The 18,088-nt window shown below is 62.0% G+C and carries 14 protein-coding genes; 9 read left to right on the top strand and 5 right to left on the bottom strand.

The window, feature by feature from the left end; translation table 11 throughout:
- Positions 1-75: 75 nt before the first annotated feature.
- A complete protein-coding gene (locus ACOT0L_RS11390) occupies positions 76-2,316 on the bottom strand; it encodes a TonB-dependent siderophore receptor (protein ID WP_023299551.1) in 2,241 nt (746 codons plus the stop codon).
- A 146-nt stretch (positions 2,317-2,462) separates the two neighbouring features.
- On the opposite strand from ACOT0L_RS11390, the gene fes reads away from it, so the two are divergent.
- From fes to entF, 3 genes are read left to right on the top strand one after another with little or no spacing between them, the layout of a single operon-like run.
- Entirely contained in the window at positions 2,463-3,662 is a 1,200-nt protein-coding gene (gene fes / locus ACOT0L_RS11395) for an enterochelin esterase (RefSeq protein ID WP_032670974.1), read from the top strand.
- 10 nt (positions 3,663-3,672) lie between these two features.
- Complete coding sequence (locus ACOT0L_RS11400) at positions 3,673-3,885, top strand: MbtH family protein (protein ID WP_032624700.1); 213 nt, start codon at positions 3,673-3,675, stop codon at positions 3,883-3,885.
- Positions 3,882-7,739, top strand: coding sequence for an enterobactin non-ribosomal peptide synthetase EntF (entF, locus tag ACOT0L_RS11405; RefSeq protein ID WP_126503668.1), 3,858 nt, complete (start codon positions 3,882-3,884; stop codon positions 7,737-7,739). Before ACOT0L_RS11400 ends, entF begins: the two co-directional genes overlap by 4 nt.
- An 88-nt stretch (positions 7,740-7,827) precedes the next feature.
- On the opposite strand, the gene fepC is transcribed toward entF, so the two are convergent.
- From fepC to fepD, 3 genes are read right to left on the bottom strand one after another with little or no spacing between them, the layout of a single operon-like run.
- A complete protein-coding gene (gene fepC / locus ACOT0L_RS11410; protein WP_038415628.1) occupies positions 7,828-8,628 on the bottom strand; it encodes an iron-enterobactin ABC transporter ATP-binding protein in 801 nt (266 codons plus the stop codon).
- The gene (fepG, locus tag ACOT0L_RS11415; protein WP_072200994.1) at positions 8,625-9,614 is read right to left on the bottom strand and encodes an iron-enterobactin ABC transporter permease; all 990 of its coding nucleotides are present in this window, start codon (positions 9,612-9,614) and stop codon (positions 8,625-8,627) included. Before fepG ends, fepC begins: the two co-directional genes overlap by 4 nt.
- Positions 9,614-10,618: a Fe(3+)-siderophore ABC transporter permease gene (fepD, locus tag ACOT0L_RS11420; RefSeq protein ID WP_126503670.1), complete on the bottom strand. Its 1,005-nt coding sequence runs from the start codon at positions 10,616-10,618 to the stop codon at positions 9,614-9,616. The genes fepG and fepD overlap by 1 nt, the downstream gene beginning before the upstream one ends.
- A gap of 108 nt (positions 10,619-10,726) precedes the next feature.
- Between fepD and entS the strand changes: the two genes are divergently transcribed.
- Complete coding sequence (entS, locus tag ACOT0L_RS11425) at positions 10,727-11,953, top strand: enterobactin transporter EntS (protein ID WP_126503672.1); 1,227 nt, start codon at positions 10,727-10,729, stop codon at positions 11,951-11,953.
- Positions 11,954-12,030: 77 nt separating this feature from the next.
- On the opposite strand, the gene fepB is transcribed toward entS, so the two are convergent.
- Positions 12,031-12,990, bottom strand: coding sequence for a Fe2+-enterobactin ABC transporter substrate-binding protein (fepB, locus tag ACOT0L_RS11430; RefSeq protein WP_063201436.1), 960 nt, complete (start codon positions 12,988-12,990; stop codon positions 12,031-12,033).
- A 188-nt stretch (positions 12,991-13,178) separates the two neighbouring features.
- Between fepB and entC the strand changes: the two genes are divergently transcribed.
- Genes entC through entH form a run of 5 tightly spaced genes read left to right on the top strand, consistent with a single transcriptional unit; the run spans position 13,179 to position 18,004 of the window.
- A complete protein-coding gene (gene entC / locus ACOT0L_RS11435) occupies positions 13,179-14,354 on the top strand; it encodes an isochorismate synthase EntC (protein WP_023299559.1) in 1,176 nt (391 codons plus the stop codon).
- Positions 14,355-14,363: 9 nt separating this feature from the next.
- A complete protein-coding gene (entE, locus tag ACOT0L_RS11440) occupies positions 14,364-15,974 on the top strand; it encodes a (2,3-dihydroxybenzoyl)adenylate synthase EntE (RefSeq protein ID WP_368995183.1) in 1,611 nt (536 codons plus the stop codon).
- A 10-nt stretch (positions 15,975-15,984) separates the two neighbouring features.
- Positions 15,985-16,839: an isochorismatase gene (locus ACOT0L_RS11445; protein WP_022647383.1), complete on the top strand. Its 855-nt coding sequence runs from the start codon at positions 15,985-15,987 to the stop codon at positions 16,837-16,839.
- Positions 16,839-17,591 carry a 2,3-dihydro-2,3-dihydroxybenzoate dehydrogenase EntA gene (gene entA, locus ACOT0L_RS11450; RefSeq protein WP_015571174.1) on the top strand — a complete coding sequence of 251 codons (753 nt, stop codon included), beginning with the start codon at positions 16,839-16,841 and terminating at the stop codon, positions 17,589-17,591. The genes ACOT0L_RS11445 and entA overlap by 1 nt, the downstream gene beginning before the upstream one ends.
- Positions 17,591-18,004, top strand: a complete 414-nt coding sequence (gene entH, locus ACOT0L_RS11455; protein ID WP_022647384.1) for a proofreading thioesterase EntH — start codon at positions 17,591-17,593, stop codon at positions 18,002-18,004. Before entA ends, entH begins: the two co-directional genes overlap by 1 nt.
- Positions 18,005-18,088 lie beyond the last annotated feature (84 nt).

Below are 18,088 nucleotides of genomic sequence, written 5' to 3' on the forward strand. Positions count from 1 at the left end.
ACTTTATTGCTTCTGCATAAAAAAATTACTGGGGATCCCTCAGCCCACAGGGAGAGGGGGAAGTCACTGCCTGTATCAGAACCTCGTATTCACGCTCATGTACCAGGTGCGACCCGGCTCATTATACGTATACGCACCCGCACCGTACATATACGCACCCGTCGTGGTATTACCCGTGGTCTGGGCGTTACCGGCGCGCCACTGGCGCTTGTCGAAGACGTTGTCCACGCCGCCGGTCAGGCTGACGTTTTTGGTCACGTCCCAGGTCGCGCTCAGGCCAACGATGCTGTACGGGCTGACTTCGTCTTTCTCAGACCCGGTCACCGGCTGACCTTTGTAGTTGTACTTCTTCGGCTGCTGCTTGCCGTACCAGGTGAAGGTCGACTGCAATGAGACATCCTGACGTACCTGCCAGCTCAGGGTAGAGTTCAGCGTATACTCCGGGATGATCGACAGACGATCGCCGGTCTCCTTGTTCTTGCTTTGCAGCATGTAAGTGATGTTGTTGGTCCAGTTGATGGTATCGCTGACCGGCACGTTCAGGGAGCCTTCCAGACCTTCCACTACCGCCTTCGGTACGTTTTCCCACTGGTAGATATCGGTGGTGACTTTGCCGGTGGACGTCTGGCCAATCGGCGCGTAGCCCGCTTCAATCTTGTTGCGATAGTCGTTGCGGAACCAGGTCACGCCCGCCAGCCAGCCGTCGCGTTTCCACTCCAGGCCAATCTCTTTGTTGATGCTGGTTTCCGCTTTCAGATCGTCGTTACCCATCATGTAGCAGCCTACGCCGTCGGAGCTGGCGTAGCAGCCCTGGCCTTTACTGTACAGCAGGTAGTTCGGGTTGGTCTGATACAGGCTTGGCGCTTTATAGGCGCGCGCGATGCCCATCTTCAGGGTGAAGTCATCCCCCAGACCTTGCGACAGGTTCAGGGACGGGCTCCAGTTATTGCCGACAATAGTGTGGTGATCGAAGCGCAGGGCAGGGGTCAGCATGGTGCTGTCGGTCAGCTCCATGTTGTTTTCGGCGAACAGGGAGAAGATCTCCGCTGACGTGTAGGGGCTACGGTCTTCGCTCATGCCCGGGATGGTGCCGCCCTGCTGGGTTTGCGTGAAGGAGGTCGAGTCCTTCATGCGCTGCTGGTTCCACTCGGTGCCGAGCGTCAGGTTCTGGTTCACAATGAAATCAATCGGCAGGTTGATTTCGCTGTGCAGCATCACGTCGGACAGATCGGTGTCGGTGAATTTATTGCTGTTGAACAGACCTTCAGTACCGCCCGCCAGTCCTTCACCCAGACGGGAGTTGCGGGTGTGCTCGTACTGCGCCCAGTTGCTGGTGGTAATGCCGTTATCCCAGCCGCCGTTCCAGGTCACGGCGAAGTTCTGACGATAAATGCGGTTTGTCTCTTTACCGTAGTTCTTCTTCACCAGCGCGTTGTCGTTGTTGGTGTTCTGCGTATCGCCCGCATACAGGTTGTTCTGGCGGCTGTAGCCCGCTTCAAACTCCAGCGACTGCATTGGTGCGAAGTCCCAGCGCACCACGCCGTTGATGTCTTTGTTTTCCACACCTTCACGGCCTGCGGGCAGGGTGTTGGCGTAGGCACCGGTACGTTCAGACTGGTGACCCTGGTTGATGTCCCACGCATCGGCCTGGGTTTTGTCCAGGTTACCGAACATGCGGAAGCTGAAGTCGCCGCCCAGCGGGCCGCTCAGGCTGAAGTTGGTGCGTTTAGTCGAACCTTCGTCCTTATGTTCTGGCGCGTTCAGGTAGGTGTTCCAGGAGCCGTGCCACTGGTCGTCGAATTTTTTGGTGATGATGTTCACCACGCCGCCCGCCGCGCCGTTACCGTAGCGTGCAGCGGCCGGGCCACGGATCACTTCGATGCGCTCGATCATCTCTGGCGGTACCCAGCCGGTATCGCCGCGGGTGTCACGCTCGCCGCGCCAGCCCAGACGGATGGAGTTGCGGCTGGTGACCGGCTTGCCGTCAATCAGGATCAGGGTGTTTTCCGGGCCCATGCCGCGAATGTCAATCTGGCGGTTGTTCCCGCGTTGGCCGCTGGTGGAGTTGCCGGTCAGGTTAACGCCCGGCATGGTGCGGATGATTTCCGCCACGTCGCGCGCGGGCGGGTTTTTGCGGATCTCATCGGCGGTGATGGTTGACACGCCCGGCGCCTGCAAATTCTGCTCAGCGGCGGTGATCACCATGGTGTCTTCGTGCTGCGCGGAGGCGGTGTTGTCGTCTGCCATGGCGGGCAGCGCGACACCATAAATCCCTAAATTGACCAGCAAGGCCAGAGAGTGAATCTTCTTATTCATTGTACGTCCCGCTTTTATGGTTATTTAATGAGCGCGCTTCCCACAGCGCGGGCATTACGCTATTGCAAATGCAAATAGTTATCAATAATATTATCAATAAAATTTGCTCTGAAACAAAAAAGACTGTTAAACATGGGGTTATAAGGGTGACGGCGTTAACAACCGGAAGTGAAGCGTGGTGGCAGGCGAAAAACGGGCCGGAACGGGAACGTCATCAGGAAAACTATCGCGTGACATTCTGGTGGCGGGACCCGGCGGGAACGCAGAAAACGTCGACGATTAAACGCGTCTGGCTCTACGTCACCGGCGTGACCGATCACCATCAAAATGCCCGTCCGCAGTCCCTTGAACGTATCCCGGATACCGACGTCTGGCAGTGGCAGGGCGAGTTCAGCCCCGAATGGCGCGGCAGCTACTGTTTTATCCCCTCCGACAATGAAGATGATTTTGCCAGCGCAGTGTTTGAAGGCGAGCAGCCGGACCGCATGGCGCTGCGCGAAGGCTGGCGCAAACTGCTGCCGCACGCGGTTTCCGATCCGCTGAATGCGCAGAGCTGGCGCGGCGGACGCGGGCACGCCGTCTCGGCGCTGGAGATGCCGGAGGCGCCCGTACAGCCCGGCTGGAATCATCCCGATACGCCCTATAAAAAGCCAGTCTGCATTGAGTGGCACAGCGCGCGTCTGAGGAACCATCGCCGCGTGTGGATTTTTACCACCGGGGATGAAAGCCCCGAGCGCCCGCTGGCGGTACTGCTTGACGGGCAGTTCTGGGCCGAAAGCATGCCCGTCTGGCCTGCGCTGGCGTCGCTCACCCATGAAGGCAAACTGCCGCCTGCGGTTTATGTCTTAATCGACGTCATTGACACCGCACACCGCAGCCGCGAGCTGCCGTGCAACCCTGATTTCTGGCTGGCGGTGCAGGACGAACTCCTCCCGCAGGTGAAAAGCATGGCCCCGTTCAGCGACCGCGCCGACCATACCGTGGTGGCGGGCCAAAGCTTCGGCGGGCTCTCTTCCCTCTATGCGGGCCTCAACTGGCCGCAGCGTTTTGGCTGCATCCTCAGCCAGTCCGGATCCTACTGGTGGCCGCACCGCGGCGCGCAGCAGGACGGGCTGCTCATTGAACAACTCAAAGCGGGTGAAAAAACCGCTCGCGGGCTGCGCATCGTCCTTGAGGCCGGGCGCAACGAGCCGCTTATCTTACGCGCAAACCAGGCGATCCTCGCCGAACTACACACTCAGCAACCGGTTTTCTGGCGTCAGGTTGACGGCGGACACGATGCGCTTTGCTGGCGCGGTGGGCTGACACAGGGGCTGATGACCCTCTGGCAGCCGCTTATTCAATAACGGAGTCTGTATGGAATTCAGCAATCCTTTCGATAATCCGCAGGGACAGTTCGCCATTTTGCAAAATGACCAGGGGCAGTACAGCCTGTGGCCGCAGGAGTGCGAGTTGCCCGCGGGCTGGCGCGTGGTGTGCGAACCGCAATCTCAGGAGGCGTGCCAGCAGTGGCTGGCGGAACAGTGGCAGACGCTTGAGCCGTCTTATTTTGCGGGGGAGCGCGCATGAATCGTCTCCCTCTTGTCGCCGCCCAGCCGGGGATCTGGATGGCAGAGCAGCTTTCCTCCCTGCCAAACGCCTGGAGCGTGGCGCACTACACCGAACTGAAAGGCGCTATCGACGCGCCGCTGCTGGCAAAAGCCATCGCTGAAGGCATGATGCAGGCCGACACCCTGCGGATGCGTTTCACCGAGGATAACGGCGAGGTGTGGCAGTGGGTCGATGAGGCCATGATCCTGCCGGAGCCGTCCATTGTGCGCGTTAACTCCCACGACGCCGCCGTGGCGCTGATGGAGGCCGATCTCAACCAGAACCTGCGCGTCGACAGCGGTCAGCCGCTGGCGTTTCACCAGCTGATTCAGGTGGGAGAAAACCACTGGTACTGGTATCAGCGGTATCATCATCTGGTGGTAGATGGCTTCAGTTTCCCGGCCATTACCCGTCAAATCGCCGCCATTTACGCTGCGTGGCAGAAAGGTGAACCTGCGCCCGCCTCCCCGTTTACTCCGTTCGCCGAGGTGGTAGAAGAGTATCAGCGCTATCGCGACAGCGAGGCGTATCAGCGCGACGGTGCTTTCTGGACCGAACAGCGCAAACAGCTTCCTTCTCCGGTCTCGCTCTCTTCCGCGCCGCTGCCGGGACGCGCCGCCACCACCGATATCCTGCGCCTGAAAATTGCGATGGACGGCCGTGCGTTCAGCCAGCTTGCACAGAAGGCAGGCCAGGCGCAGCGTACCGATCTGGCGCTTGCGCTGGTGGCGCTGTGGCTGGGCCGCCTGACCGGACGGCTGGACTACGCCGCCGGGTTTATCTTTATGCGCCGCATGGGCTCCGCCGCGCTGACCGCGACCGGACCGGTGCTCAACGTCCTGCCGCTGGCGGTGAATATTCGCCCGCAGGAGAGCCTGCCGGAACTGGCGCTGCGCCTGGCGAACCAGCTGAAAAAGATGCGCCGCCATCAGCGCTACGATGCCGAGCAGATCGTGCGCGACAGCGGGCAGGCAGCAGGGGACGAACCCTTGTTTGGTCCGGTGCTGAACGTCAAGGTGTTCGATTATCAGCTGGATATCGACGGCGTGGAGGCCATTACCCACACGCTGGCGACCGGCCCGGTGAACGATCTGGAGCTGGCGCTGTTCCCGGACGAGCAGGGCGGACTAAGCATTGAGATCCTCGCCAACAGGCAGCGTTACGACGAGGCGGCGCTGAAGGGGCACGCGGCGCGGCTGAACGCAATGCTGACGCAGTTTGCCGCCAACCCGGACCTGCGCTGTGGCGACGTGGAAACCGTATCAGAGCAGGAATACGCGCGGCTGGCGCGAATCAACGATACCGGGCTGGCGCTGCCGTCCACCACGCTGGCGGACCTTGTCGCGGAGCAGGCGAGCAAAACGCCGGACGCCCCGGCGCTGGCGGATGCCCATACTGAGCTGAACTACCGCCAGATGCGCGAGCAGGTGGTCGCGCTGGCAAATCTGCTGCGCGCGCGCGGCGTGAAGCCGGGCGACAGCGTGGCGGTGGCGCTCCCGCGCTCGGTGTTCCTGACCCTGGCGCTGCACGGGATTGTTGAAGTTGGCGCCGCCTGGCTGCCGCTGGATACCGGTTACCCGGACGACCGTCTGCGGATGATGCTGGAGGACGCGAAGCCGTCGCTGCTCATTACCACCGACGAGCAGCTTCCGCGCTTTAACGATCTGCCGATCGCCACCTTTAGTTACAACACACTATTACCGGCCACCGATGCTGAACCTCTGCGCCTGGCGAAGCCGGAGCAGACCGCGTACATCATCTTTACCTCCGGTTCGACGGGACGACCAAAAGACGTGATGGTCGGCCATACCGCCATCGTTAACCGCCTGAAGTGGATGCAGGATCATTATTCACTGGCGGCGCATGACGTGGTGGCGCAGAAAACGCCGTGCAGCTTTGACGTGTCGGTGTGGGAGTTCTGGTGGCCGTTTATCGCCGGGGCGAAGCTGGTGATGGCCGAGCCGGACGCGCACCGCGATCCGCAGGCGATGCAGAGCTTCTTCGCACAATATGGCGTAACCACCACCCACTTCGTGCCGTCGATGCTGGCGGCGTTCGTCGCCTCGCTGACGCCGGAAAACGTCGACTGTTGCAGGACGCTGAAGCAGGTGTTCTGTAGCGGCGAGGCGTTGCCGACTGCGCTGTGCCGCGAGTGGGAACAGCTCACCGATGCGCCGCTGCACAACCTCTATGGCCCGACCGAAGCGGCGGTGGACGTCAGCTGGTATCCGGCGTACGGCCCCGAGCTGGCGGCGGTGGAAGGGAACAGCGTGCCGATCGGCTTCCCGGTGTGGAATACGGGGCTGCGCATTCTGGACGCGATGATGCGCCCGGTGCCGTTCGGCGTGGCGGGGGATCTGTATCTCACCGGCATCCAGCTGGCGCAGGGGTATCTGGGACGCCCCGACCTTACCGCCAGCCGCTTTATCGCCGATCCGTTTGCCCCCGGCGAGCGGATGTACCGCACCGGGGACGTTGCCCGCTGGCTGGACAACGGCGCGGTAGAATATCTGGGCCGCAGCGATGACCAGTTAAAAATCCGCGGACAGCGTATCGAACTGGGCGAAATCGATCGGGCGATGCTCGCGCTGCCGGATGTGGCCCAGGCCGTGGCGCACGCCTGCGTGTTCAACCAGGCAGCGGCGACGGGTGGCGATGCCCGCCAGCTGGTGGGGTACGTTGTCTCCGAATCCGGCTTACCGCTGGATCGCGACGCGCTGCTAGCATCACTCAAAGCCCAGCTGCCGCCACATATGGTGCCGGTGGTGCTGCTGCAAATCAGCGCGCTGCCGTTAAGCGCCAACGGCAAGCTGGATCGCAAGGCGTTGCCGCTGCCGGAGCTGACCAGCAAAACCTCTGGTCGCGCGCCTGAGACACAAACCGAAGTCGCCGTGGCGCAGGCGTTTTCTGCCCTGCTGGGCTGCGCAGTGAACGATATCGAATCCGATTTCTTTGCCCTCGGCGGCCACTCGCTGCTGGCGATGCGCCTCGCGGCTCAGCTCAGCCGTGCGTTCAGCCGTAAGGTCACGCCGGGCCAGATTATGGTCGCCTCAACGGTGAGTAAGCTTAGCGGCCTGCTGGACTCGCAGATGAGCGACGAGCAGGCGCAGCGTCTGGGGTATGAAACTGTTCTCCCGCTGCGTGAAAGCAACGGCCGCACGCTTTTCTGCTTCCATCCGGCGTCCGGCTTTGCCTGGCAGTTTAGCGTCCTGGCGCGCTACCTCAGCCCGCGCTGGTCAATCGTCGGTATTCAGTCTCCCCGGCCTGAGGGGCCGATGGAGCAGTGTGCGGATCTCGATGCGGTGATCGAACATCATCTGAACACGTTGCGTAAGCAGCAGCCGCAGGGGCCGTATTATCTGTTCGGCTATTCCCTCGGCGGCACGCTGGCGCAGGGCATTGCGGCGCGTCTGCGCGAGCAGGGTGAAGCGGTGGCGTTCCTCGGCCTGCTGGATACCTGGCCGCCGGAAACCCAGAACTGGGCGAAGAAAGAGGCTAATGGCCTCGATCCGGAGGTGCTGGCGGAAATTGAGCGCGAGCGTCAGGCGTTTATCGCCGCCCAGCAGGGGCAAGGTTCCAGCGAGCTGTTTAACGCTATTGAAGGCAACTACGCCGATGCGGTGCGGCTGCTCACCACCGCGCATAGTTCACGGTTCGACGGTAAAGCGACGCTGTTTGTCGCCGAACGCACGCGAACCATGGATCCGCAGGCCGCATGGGCGCCGTGGGTGAGTGCGCTGGAGGTGTACAGCCAGGACTGCGCCCACGTGGATATTATTTCACCGCAGGCGTTTGAGAAGATTGGGCCGGTACTGAAGGAAATTTTAGGATAGTGCAAATGCCCCTCACCCTAACCCCCTCCCACGGGGAGAGGGGATGGTTTGCTCCCTCTCCCTGTGGGAGAGGGCCGGGGTGAGGGCATCAGACCGCACGCTTGCCCAACGGCACCACCAGCGGCGTACCCGCCACCGGATCGTCAATAATCATGCAGCGCATGCCGTAGATCCGCGCGATCAGATCCGGCGTCACAATCTCCTTCGGCGCGCCCTGCGCCACAATCTCGCCGTCGCGCAGCGCAATCAGATGCGTCGCGTAGCGGCACGCCTGATTTAAGTCGTGCAGCACTGCCGCCAGGGTGTACCCCTGCGTGCGGTTCAGTTCGCTCAGCAGTTCCAGCAGATCAATCTGATGGCTGATATCGAGCCAGGTTGTCGGCTCGTCCAGCAGCATAATCGAGGTTTCCTGCGCCAGTACCATTGCAATCCAGGCGCGCTGGCGCTGTCCGCCGGAGAGAGTATCAACGCTTTGCTGGGCCAGATCGGTGATGCCCGTCGCCTGCATCGCGCGCTTCACCGCCTCGTCGTCCTCCTTGCGCCAGCGGGTAAACAGCGGCTGGTGCGGGTAGCGCCCGCGGGAGACCAGCTCCTGCACGGTAATATCCCCCGGCGTGGTGGCGTTTTGCGCCAGCAGACCAATTCGGCGCGCCACCTCTTTGCTGGCGAAGCGCTGGATCTGCTCCCCGTCGAGGAACACGCTACCCTCAACCGGCGACATCAGGCGGCTCAGCGTGCGCAGCAGGGTCGATTTGCCGCAACCGTTCGGGCCGATAATGGCGGTGAAGTGGCCGTCCGGAATGGACACGGATAAATCCCGGGCAATGATTTTTTTGCCGTAGCCGAGGGTCAAGTTTTCGCCGCGCAAGCGGAATGTTGAATCTGTCATTTCTTGCGTGACTCCTGAACGAGCAAGACGATGAGGTAAATCCCGCCGAGGCTGACGGTCACCACGCCCACCGGCAGTTGATAAGGCATAAACAGCTGCTGAGCGCAGAGATCGGCGGCCAGCAGTAACAATGCGCCGCACAGCGCCGCCTGGGTTAATCCCCAGCGCGCGGTACCGCTAAGACGCCGCGCGATATGCGGGGCTACGAGGGCAATAAACGAGATCGGCCCGGCGATGGCGGTAGACGCTGCGGTCAGCAAGACCGCCACCAGCATCAGCATCAGGCGCGAGCGCTCTACGCTCACGCCCAGCGCGCAGGCGCTGTCGTCGCCCATCTCCAGCAGCCGCATGCGCCTGACCAGCAGCAACGCGCCAATAAACATCAGCAAAATCAGCGGCGCGGCGGGCCAGGTTTTTCCCCACGTCAGACCGTTGAGGGAGCCGGCGTACCACAGCCCGGCGGAGAGCGCGGTTTCCAGCGATGCCTGTAGCAGAAGCCAGGTGTTGAACGCCATCAGCATCGCACGGATGCCGATCCCGATGATGATCAGACGGAAGGTGTCGATGCCGTTGCGCCAGGCCAGGGCCCAGATAAGCAGGGAGGTGAGAATGCCGCCCGCCATCGCCGTAAAGGTAATGGCCGTAAGATGCTGCCCGAACAGCACCATCGCCACCAGCACGCCGCTCCACGCGCCGGTATTCAGGCCCATCACGTCCGGGCTCCCGAGGGGGTTACGCATCAGCGACTGGAATATCGCGCCGCTGACGCCAAGCGCCGCGCCCACCAGGATCGCCATCGCCACGCGCGGCAGTCGCCATTCGGTGACCACCATGGTGATGTTACGCGGCGCGCTGCCGGTGAGAGCGTGAAAGACCTGCGCGAAATCAAGCGTTACGGCACCGCTTTGCAGGCTCCAGACCGCCAGCAGCAGACTGGCGACGACCAGCAGGGCGACGCTGGTAAGTAAACGACGGGACGGGGCCATCATGCGCCACCCCCGCGTCTGCGTCGAACCAGGAAGATCAGCACCGGCGCGCCGATAAAGGCGCTGACCACCGAGACGCGCAGTTCACCCGGCACCAGCAGGCGGCCCAGTACGTCGGCAAAGAGCAGCAGGGCAGGGGTCGCCAGCAGCGTGACCGGCAGCGACCAGCGGTGATCCGCCCCCACCAGCCAGCGCGCCATGTGCGGCATCATCAGGCCGATAAAGGCAATCGGCCCGACCACGGCGGTCGCGCTGCCGCAGAGCACGGTAATGGCGAGTAGCCCCGTCAGCTGCGTGCGCGCCACGCGGTTGCCGAGGGCGGTCGCGGTATCGCTGCCGAGGCTCAGGCTGTTCAGCGCCCGGCTTAAACAGAGCGCCACGGCGGCAGCGACGATCGTCGGGATCACCACCACCTTTAAGGTATCAAGGGTACGAATATCCAGCGAACCCGCCTGCCAGAAGCGCAGCTGGTCATACACGTCCGGGTTGAGCAGGGCGATGCCGTTGGACAAGCCTTCCAGTACCGCCGCGAGCGCTACGCCCGCCAGCGTTAAGCGTACCGGGCTGAGCTGGCCGCCGCCCTGGCTGCCGGTAAACGCCACCACCAGCGAGGCCGCCAGCGCGCCGCAAAAAGCCATCATCAGCTGTTCAGAGGGGGACGTAAATCCAAACAGCGCTGCGCCGAGCACGATGGCAAAGCTGGCGCCGGAGTTAACGCCGAGAATGCCGGGGTCCGCCAGCGGGTTGCGGGTGAGGGTTTGCATCAGGGCACCGGCAAGGCCGAGCGCACCGCCAGCCAGCAATCCGGCAAGGGTTCGGGGCAGGCGAGCGTCGAGCACGATGGTGCAGTCGGCGCTCTGACAGGTACCGGATAGCGCATCGACAATAACGGACGCGGGCAGCGGTTTTGCGCCGACCAGCAGGCTGAGTGCAATCGCAAGGATTAGCAGTAGCAATAAAACGGGCACGGCAAGGGCGCGCACCGCAGAAGAGGAAAACGACATAGCAACATCCATGATTTGATAATGATAGTGATTATCGTTATCTATCTTATTTGGCTATGTTAGCATGTGCGCCCATGGAATGGGTAGAAATAGACTCAAGGCTTTGTCATGAATCAAAAATCCTGGCTGCTTAACCTCAGCCTGCTCAAAACACACCCGGTGTATCGCGCCGTTTTTATCGCTCGCTTTATCTCCATTTTGTCCCTCGGTCTGCTTGGTGTGGCCGTACCGGTGCAAATCCAGACCATGACTCACTCCAGCTGGCTGGTGGGGTTATCCGTCACCTTAACCGGCGGGGCGATGTCTATCGGCCTGATGGTGGGCGGCGTGCTGGCGGACCGCTACGAGCGTAAAAAGCTGATCCTGCTGGCGCGCGGCACCTGCGGGGTGGGCTTTGTCGGGCTGTGTCTGAACGCCATGCTGCCGGAGCCGTCGCTGGTGGCCATTTACGTGCTGGGATTGTGGGACGGCTTTTTTGCTTCGTTAGGCGTGACGGCGCTGCTGGCGGCCACGCCCGCGCTGGTCGGGCGCGAGAACCTGATGCAGGCGGGGGCGATCACCATGCTCACCGTACGTCTCGGCTCGGTGATTTCGCCGATGGTGGGCGGTCTGTTGCTGGCGACCGGCAACGTGGCGTGGAACTACGGCCTTGCCGCGGCGGGAACGTTTATTACCACTCTGACGCTACTGCGTCTGCCGCTCCTGCCACCCCCGCCGCAGCCGCGCGAGCATCCGCTGAAGTCCCTGATGGCCGCGATTCGTTTCCTGTTCAGCAACCCGTTGATTGGCGGCATTGCGCTGCTCGGCGGCCTGCTGACGATGGCGAGCGCCGTGCGCGTGCTGTATCCGGCGCTGGCGGGTGAGTGGCAGATGAGCGCCTCAGAGATTGGCGTGCTGTACGCCGCCATTCCGCTCGGTGCGGCCTTCGGGGCGCTGACCAGCGGCAACCTGGCGCAGAGCGCGAGACCGGGGTTGATCATGCTGGTGGCGACGCTGGCCTCGTTTATCGCCATTGGTTTCTTTAGCCTGATGCCGGTGTGGGCGTTGGGGGTGATGTGTCTGGTGATTTTCGGCTGGCTGAGCGCGGTCAGCTCTCTTTTACAGTACACCCTGATCCAGACCCAGACGCCGGAAGGGATGCTCGGGCGCATTAACGGCCTGTGGACGGCGCAGAACGTCACGGGCGATGCGATTGGCGCGGCGATCCTCGGCGGGCTGGGGGCGATAATGACCCCGGTGGCGTCGGCGAGCAGCAGCGGGTTTGTGTTAGCCGTTGTTGGCGTGATTTTACTGGCGGTTCTGGTGGAGTTGCGTCGGTTCAGGCAGACCCTGTAGGTCGGGTAAGGCGTAGCCGCCACCCGACAAAACGCCCGGTGGCGCTGCGCTTACCGGGCCTACGGGGAACGTGCCACTTATTTAAAAATTGAATTCAAACGCTGCAACACCAACATCGCGCTGTAATAATCCAGGCGGAACGTCTCGGTTCCTAATGCCCAGACGCGCTTGTTCTTCACCGACGGCAGATGCGCCAGCAGCGGATTGGCGTAAATCGCGTCCACGTCTTTCTGATCGCCGGCAAACACGAACAGCCCTTCGCCGTTCAGCCCCGTCGCCAGGTTTTCACCCCCTAACTGGATAATGTCGTGGCGTTTGCCCTGACTTTTTGAGGTGTGCAACCCGGCAGGCACGTCGGCCAGCGTAAAGCCCAACTGGTGCAAAAGCTTGCCCTGCGCGGAGTCTGTCGTCCACAGGTTCGCCGTGTGCGCCGCGGCGGTGTAGACGATGGCGTTCACCGGCTGTGGCGGCAGCTTCATCTGCTGTTTCACCTTGGCGAGCTGTTTGTCGAAGGCAGCGATGCGCTCTGCGGCCTGTGTCTCCTGCCCGGTGATCGTCCCCAGTTGGGTCAGCAGTTCCTGCCAGCTTTTGTCGTCGTAGTTAATGATAAGCGTCGGCGCGATGGCGGAAAGCTGATCGTAGAGCGCCAGCGCGGAATCCCCGCCGGTGGCGCTGATCAAAATCAGGTCCGGCATCTGGGCCGCGACGGCTTCGGCGCTCGGCTCGCCGATGTACAGCCGGGCAACCTTACGCTGTTTGGCGATATCGCCCCACTGACGCAGGAAGCCCTGCGCATCCGCCACGCGGTTGTTTGGCGTGGTCGCGCCGCTGGCAATGACCGGCGCGTCAATGGCCAGCAGGGAGCCGGTTAAGGTCACGCTGGTGGAGACAATGCGCGTCGGTTTGCTCTCAAGCGTGTGAACGCCGCGGCTGTCGGTGACCTGACGCGGCCAGTCGTCGGCGGCGGCTGAGGTTAGTCCTAAAACAAAAAGTCCTGTTAAAAGAAGGGCATTGCGGCAAACGGCAGCGATTTTCACAGAGCGGCATCCTGATTTTATTGAAGATAATGCTTCTCATTTTCAGGGCTGTAGGGAAGGGATGCAAGCGTTTGTCGCACAAGTTATTTGCCCGACGGTTGACAGCGGGGCGATGTGGGATTAGGTTAGCCGACGAAAATATAAATGATAATCATTATTGCTTCTTTTATCATTTTAAGGAGGATGATATGGACACGTCCCTGGCTGAGGAAGTTCAGCACACCGCGACTACGCTGCAATCAGACAGCTTTTTCTTTATGTCGCCTTACCGCAGTTTTACCACGTCCGGCTGTTTCGCCCGTTTTTCTGAACCCGCCGTCGGCGGTGACGATCCGGCGGGTCCCTTTCAGCAGAAATTAGCTCAGGCTTTCCGGAATGCGAAAAACAGCGGCATTGCCCATCCGGTGATGGTAGGGGCGATCCCCTTCGATACCCGCAAACCGTCATCACTGTTTATTCCGCAACGCTGGCAAACCTTCTCCCGCCCGGCGCGTCAGCAGTCCGCACGTTATGCCTCCGGCGCGCAGACGCTGAACGTGCAACAGCGCACCGAGATCCCGTCGCAGCCGGTTTTCGAGGAGATGGTTGCTCGCGCCGCGTCGCTCACCGCTACGCCGCAGGTGAATAAGGTGGTGCTGTCGCGCCTGATTGATATCGCTACCGACAAACAGATCGATAGCAGCGCGCTGATGGAGCGTCTTATCGCCCAGAACCCGGCGAGCTTTAACTTCCACGTACCGCTGGAAGACGGCGGCGTGCTGCTGGGCGCCAGCCCGGAACTGCTGCTGCGCAAAGAGGGCGCGCACTTTAGCTCGCTGCCGCTGGCAGGCTCTGCGCGCCGTCAGCCGGACGATGTGCTGGATCGCGAAGCGGGCACTAAGCTGCTGGCCTCCGAAAAAGACCGCCACGAGCACGATCTGGTCACGCAGGCGATGAAAACCATTCTGGAACCGCGTAGCCATCATCTGAGCATGCCGGCTTCCCCGCAGCTCATCACCACCCCGACGCTGTGGCATCTGGCCACGCCGGTAGAAGGTGAGGCACGTGAAAACGAGAACGCCCTGACGCTGGCTTGCCTGCTGCACCCGACGCCCGCGCTGAGCGGCTTCCCGCATCAGGCGGCAAAAGAGCTGATTGCCGAGCTGGAGCCGTTTGACCGCGAGCTGTTCGGCGGCATCGTCGGCTGGTGCGACAGCGAAGGTAACGGCGAGTGGGTGGTAACTATCCGCTGCGCGCGGCTGCATCAAAATACCGTTCGCCTGTTTGCCGGCGCGGGCATTGTGCCTGCCTCCTCCCCGGTCGGCGAGTGGCGCGAGACGGGCGTGAAGCTCTCCACCATGCTCAACGTGTTTGGTTTGCACTAAGGAATACTCATGACCATCCCTTTTACCCGCTGGCCTGAGGAGTTTGCCCGCCGCTACCGTGAAAAAGGCTACTGGCAGGATCTGCCGCTGACCCACATCCTGACGGACCATGCGGACAGCGATACGGTCGCGATAATTGACGGCGAACGCCGCATCACCTACCGCGCGTTTAATCAGGCGGTGACGAATCTGGCGTCCTCCCTTCAGGCGCAGGGGCTGCATCGCGGGGAGACCGCGCTGGTGCAGCTTGGCAACGTGGCCGAGTTCTACATCAGCTTCTTCGCGCTACTGCAAATCGGCGTCGCGCCGGTCAACGCGCTCTTTAGCCATCAGCGCAGTGAACTCAACGCCTACGCGGAGCAGATCAAACCCGCCGTGCTGATTGCCGATCGCGACCACGCGCTGTTCTCAGGCGATGATTTTCTCAACACCTTTGTGGATGCGCATCGCTCGGTACGCGTTGTGCTGCTGCGTGGCGATAAGGGCGAACATGCGCTGGAGGCGGCGATTGCGCGCCCGGCGGACAATTTCATCCCGAACCCGACGCCCGCCGACGAAGTGGCGTTCTTCCAGCTCTCCGGCGGCAGCACCGGCACGCCGAAGCTGATCCCGCGCACGCATAACGATTACGACTACAGCATCCGTCGCAGCAACGAAATCTGCGGTATCACTGCGCACACCCGCTATCTGAACGCCCTTCCCGCGGCGCATAACTACGCCATGAGCTCGCCAGGATCGTTAGGCGTTTTCACGGCGGGTGGCTGCGTGGTGCTGGCGAACGATCCGAGCGCCACGCTCTGCTTCCCGCTGATTGAGCAGCATCAGATAAACGTCACCTCGCTGGTGCCGCCCGCGGTCAGCCTGTGGTTGCAGGCGATTGCCGACGGCGCGGGGAACGCCCAGCTAAAATCCCTCAGGCTGCTCCAGGTGGGCGGCACGCGCCTCTCCGCCACGCTTGCGGCGCGCATTCCGGCGGAAATTGGCTGCCAGCTTCAGCAGGTATTTGGCATGGCGGAAGGGCTGGTGAACTATACCGCCCTCGACGATGCGCCGGAGCGCATCATCAATACCCAGGGCCGCCCGATGTGCCCGGACGATGAAGTGTGGGTGGCGGACGAGGACGGTAACCCGCTGCCGCGCGGGGAGGTCGGGCGTCTGATGACGCGCGGCCCTTACACCTTCCGCGGCTATTTCAACAGCCCGGACCACAACGCCAGCGCCTTCGATGCCAACGGCTTCTACTGCTCGGGCGATCTGATCGCCATCGATGAGCAGGGTTACATCACCGTGCAGGGGCGCGAGAAAGATCAGATCAACCGCGGTGGCGAGAAGATCGCCGCCGAAGAGATCGAAAACCTGCTGCTGCGCCACGAAGCAGTGATCCACGCCGCGCTGGTGAGCATGGAGGACAGCCTGCTGGGCGAAAAAAGCTGCGCGTACCTGGTGGTGAAACAGCCGCTGCGCGCGGTGGAGGTGCGCCGCTTCCTGCGCGAGCAGGGCGTTGCCGAATTTAAGCTGCCGGACCGCGTGGAGAGCGTGGATGCGCTTCCGCTCACGCCGGTCGGCAAAGTTGATAAGAAACAGTTGCGCCTGTGGCTTGCTGAACGCGCCCGGGGCTGAGGAACAGAGAATGGCTATTCCAAAATTAACCGCATATGCGCTGCCAACCGCCGCCGAACTGCCGACCAGTAAAGTAAGCTGGGCGTTTGAACCGGAGCGCGCCGCGCTGCTGATCCACGATATGCAGGAGTACTTCCTGAATTTCTGGGGCGAAAATAGCGACATGATGCAGCAGGTAGTGGCGAACATCGCTAAACTGCGCGCGTACTGCAAAGAGCACAATATTCCGGTGTATTACACCGCGCAGCCGAAAGATCAGAGCGATGAAGACCGCGCCCTGCTGAACGATATGTGGGGGCCGGGTCTGACTCGCTCACCGGAGCAGCAGCGCATCGTCGCTGAGCTGACCCCGGACGAAGCGGACACCGTGCTGGTGAAGTGGCGCTACAGCGCGTTTCACCGCTCCCCGCTGGAGCAGATGCTGAAAGAGACCGGCCGCAACCAGCTTTTGATCACCGGCGTGTACGCCCACATCGGCTGCATGACCACCGCCACCGACGCCTTTATGCGCGACATCAAACCGTTCTTTATCGCCGACGCGCTGGCGGATTTCACCCGCGACGAGCACCTGATGTCGCTGAAATACGTGGCCGGACGTTCGGGCCGCGTGGTGATGACCGACGAGTTGCTGCCGTCTGTTCCGGCAACGAAAGCCGCGCTGCGTGAGCTGATCCTGCCGCTGCTGGACGAGTCCGACGAGCCGATGGATGACGAAAACCTGATCGACTACGGTCTGGATTCAGTACGGATGATGGCGCTCGCCGCCCGCTGGCGCAAAGTGCACGGCGACATTGATTTCGTGATGCTGGCAAAAAATCCGACCCTCGATGCCTGGTGGGCGCTGCTCTCCCGCGAGGTGAAGTGATGGCTTTTGATTTTACCGGTAAAACCGTCTGGGTGACGGGCGCGGGTAAGGGCATTGGCTATGCGACCGCGCTGGCATTTGTGGAGGCCGGGGCGCAGGTGACCGGGTTCGATCTGGCTTTCCCTCACGGCGAATATCCGTTTGCCACCGAAACACTGGACGTGGCGGATGCGGCGCAGGCGAGTGATGTCTGCGGGCGTTTGCTCAGCAGCCTTGAGCGGCTCGACGTGCTGGTTAACGCGGCGGGCATTCTGCGTATGGGCGCGACGGATCAGCTTTCGCAGGAGGACTGGCAGCAGACCTTTGCGGTCAACGTCGGCGGCGCGTTCAACCTGTTCCAGCAGACGATGGGCCAGTTCCGTCATCAGCAGGGCGGGGCGATTGTGACCGTAGCCTCTGACGCGGCGCACACGCCGCGCATCGGCATGAGCGCCTACGGCGCGTCGAAAGCGGCGCTGAAAAGCCTGGCGCTGACCGTCGGGCTGGAGCTGGCGGGCAGCGGCGTACGCTGTAACCTGGTGTCGCCGGGTTCTACGGATACCGACATGCAGCGCACGTTGTGGACCAGCGATGATGCGGAACAGCGGCGCATTCGCGGCTTCGGCGAGCAGTTCAAACTCGGCATTCCGCTCGGTAAAATTGCCCGTCCGCAGGAGATTGCCGCGACCGTGCTGTTCCTGGCATCCGATGCCGCCAGCCATATCACCTTGCAGGATATCGTGGTGGACGGCGGCTCCACGCTGGGGGCGTAATGATCTGGAAACGTCATTTATCCCTCGACGAGCTGAATGCCACTAGCCAGAACACGATGGTGGAACACCTTGGCATCGTCTATACCCGCCTCGGGGACGATACGCTGGAAGCGGAGATGCCGGTGGATGCGCGCACCCACCAGCCGTTTGGCCTGCTGCACGGCGGTGCGTCGGCGGCGCTGGCGGAAACGCTGGGGTCGATGGCCGGTTTTCTGATGACCCGCGACGGGCAGAATGTGGTGGGCACGGAACTGAACGCTACGCACCACCGCGCGGTCTCTCACGGTAAGGTGCGCGGCGTATGTCAGCCGCTGCATCTGGGCCGCTCCAGTCAGAGCTGGGAGATTGTGGTGTTCGACGAGCAGGGGCGGCGGTGCTGTACGTGTCGGTTGAGTACGATGGTGCTGGGTTAGATTGTGCGGCGGGAGTGCCGGGTGGCGGCTTCGCCTTACCCGGCCTACGAAACATGCAGGCCCGGTAAGCGAAGCGCCACCGGG

It is taken from the genome of Enterobacter cloacae complex sp. XAL002 (assembly GCF_049236805.1).
GTDB classification, from domain to species: Bacteria; Pseudomonadota; Gammaproteobacteria; order Enterobacterales; family Enterobacteriaceae; genus Enterobacter; species Enterobacter intestinihominis.

Excerpts from the sequence above, each read along its gene's own strand:
- ACOT0L_RS11390 (WP_023299551.1), bottom strand. The coding sequence starts at position 2,316 with ATGAATAAGAAGATTCACTCTCTGGCCTTGCTGGTCAATTTAGGGATT.
- ACOT0L_RS11400 (WP_032624700.1), top strand. The coding sequence starts at position 3,673 with ATGGAATTCAGCAATCCTTTCGATAATCCGCAGGGACAGTTCGCCATT.
- entF (WP_126503668.1), top strand. The coding sequence starts at position 3,882 with ATGAATCGTCTCCCTCTTGTCGCCGCCCAGCCGGGGATCTGGATGGCA.
- fepC (WP_038415628.1), bottom strand. The coding sequence starts at position 8,628 with ATGACAGATTCAACATTCCGCTTGCGCGGCGAAAACTTGACCCTCGGC.
- fepG (WP_072200994.1), bottom strand. The coding sequence starts at position 9,614 with ATGGCCCCGTCCCGTCGTTTACTTACCAGCGTCGCCCTGCTGGTCGTC.
- fepD (WP_126503670.1), bottom strand. The coding sequence starts at position 10,618 with ATGTCGTTTTCCTCTTCTGCGGTGCGCGCCCTTGCCGTGCCCGTTTTA.
- entS (WP_126503672.1), top strand. The coding sequence starts at position 10,727 with ATGAATCAAAAATCCTGGCTGCTTAACCTCAGCCTGCTCAAAACACAC.
- entC (WP_023299559.1), top strand. The coding sequence starts at position 13,179 with ATGGACACGTCCCTGGCTGAGGAAGTTCAGCACACCGCGACTACGCTG.
- entE (WP_368995183.1), top strand. The coding sequence starts at position 14,364 with ATGACCATCCCTTTTACCCGCTGGCCTGAGGAGTTTGCCCGCCGCTAC.
- ACOT0L_RS11445 (WP_022647383.1), top strand. The coding sequence starts at position 15,985 with ATGGCTATTCCAAAATTAACCGCATATGCGCTGCCAACCGCCGCCGAA.
- entA (WP_015571174.1), top strand. The coding sequence starts at position 16,839 with ATGGCTTTTGATTTTACCGGTAAAACCGTCTGGGTGACGGGCGCGGGT.
- entH (WP_022647384.1), top strand. The coding sequence starts at position 17,591 with ATGATCTGGAAACGTCATTTATCCCTCGACGAGCTGAATGCCACTAGC.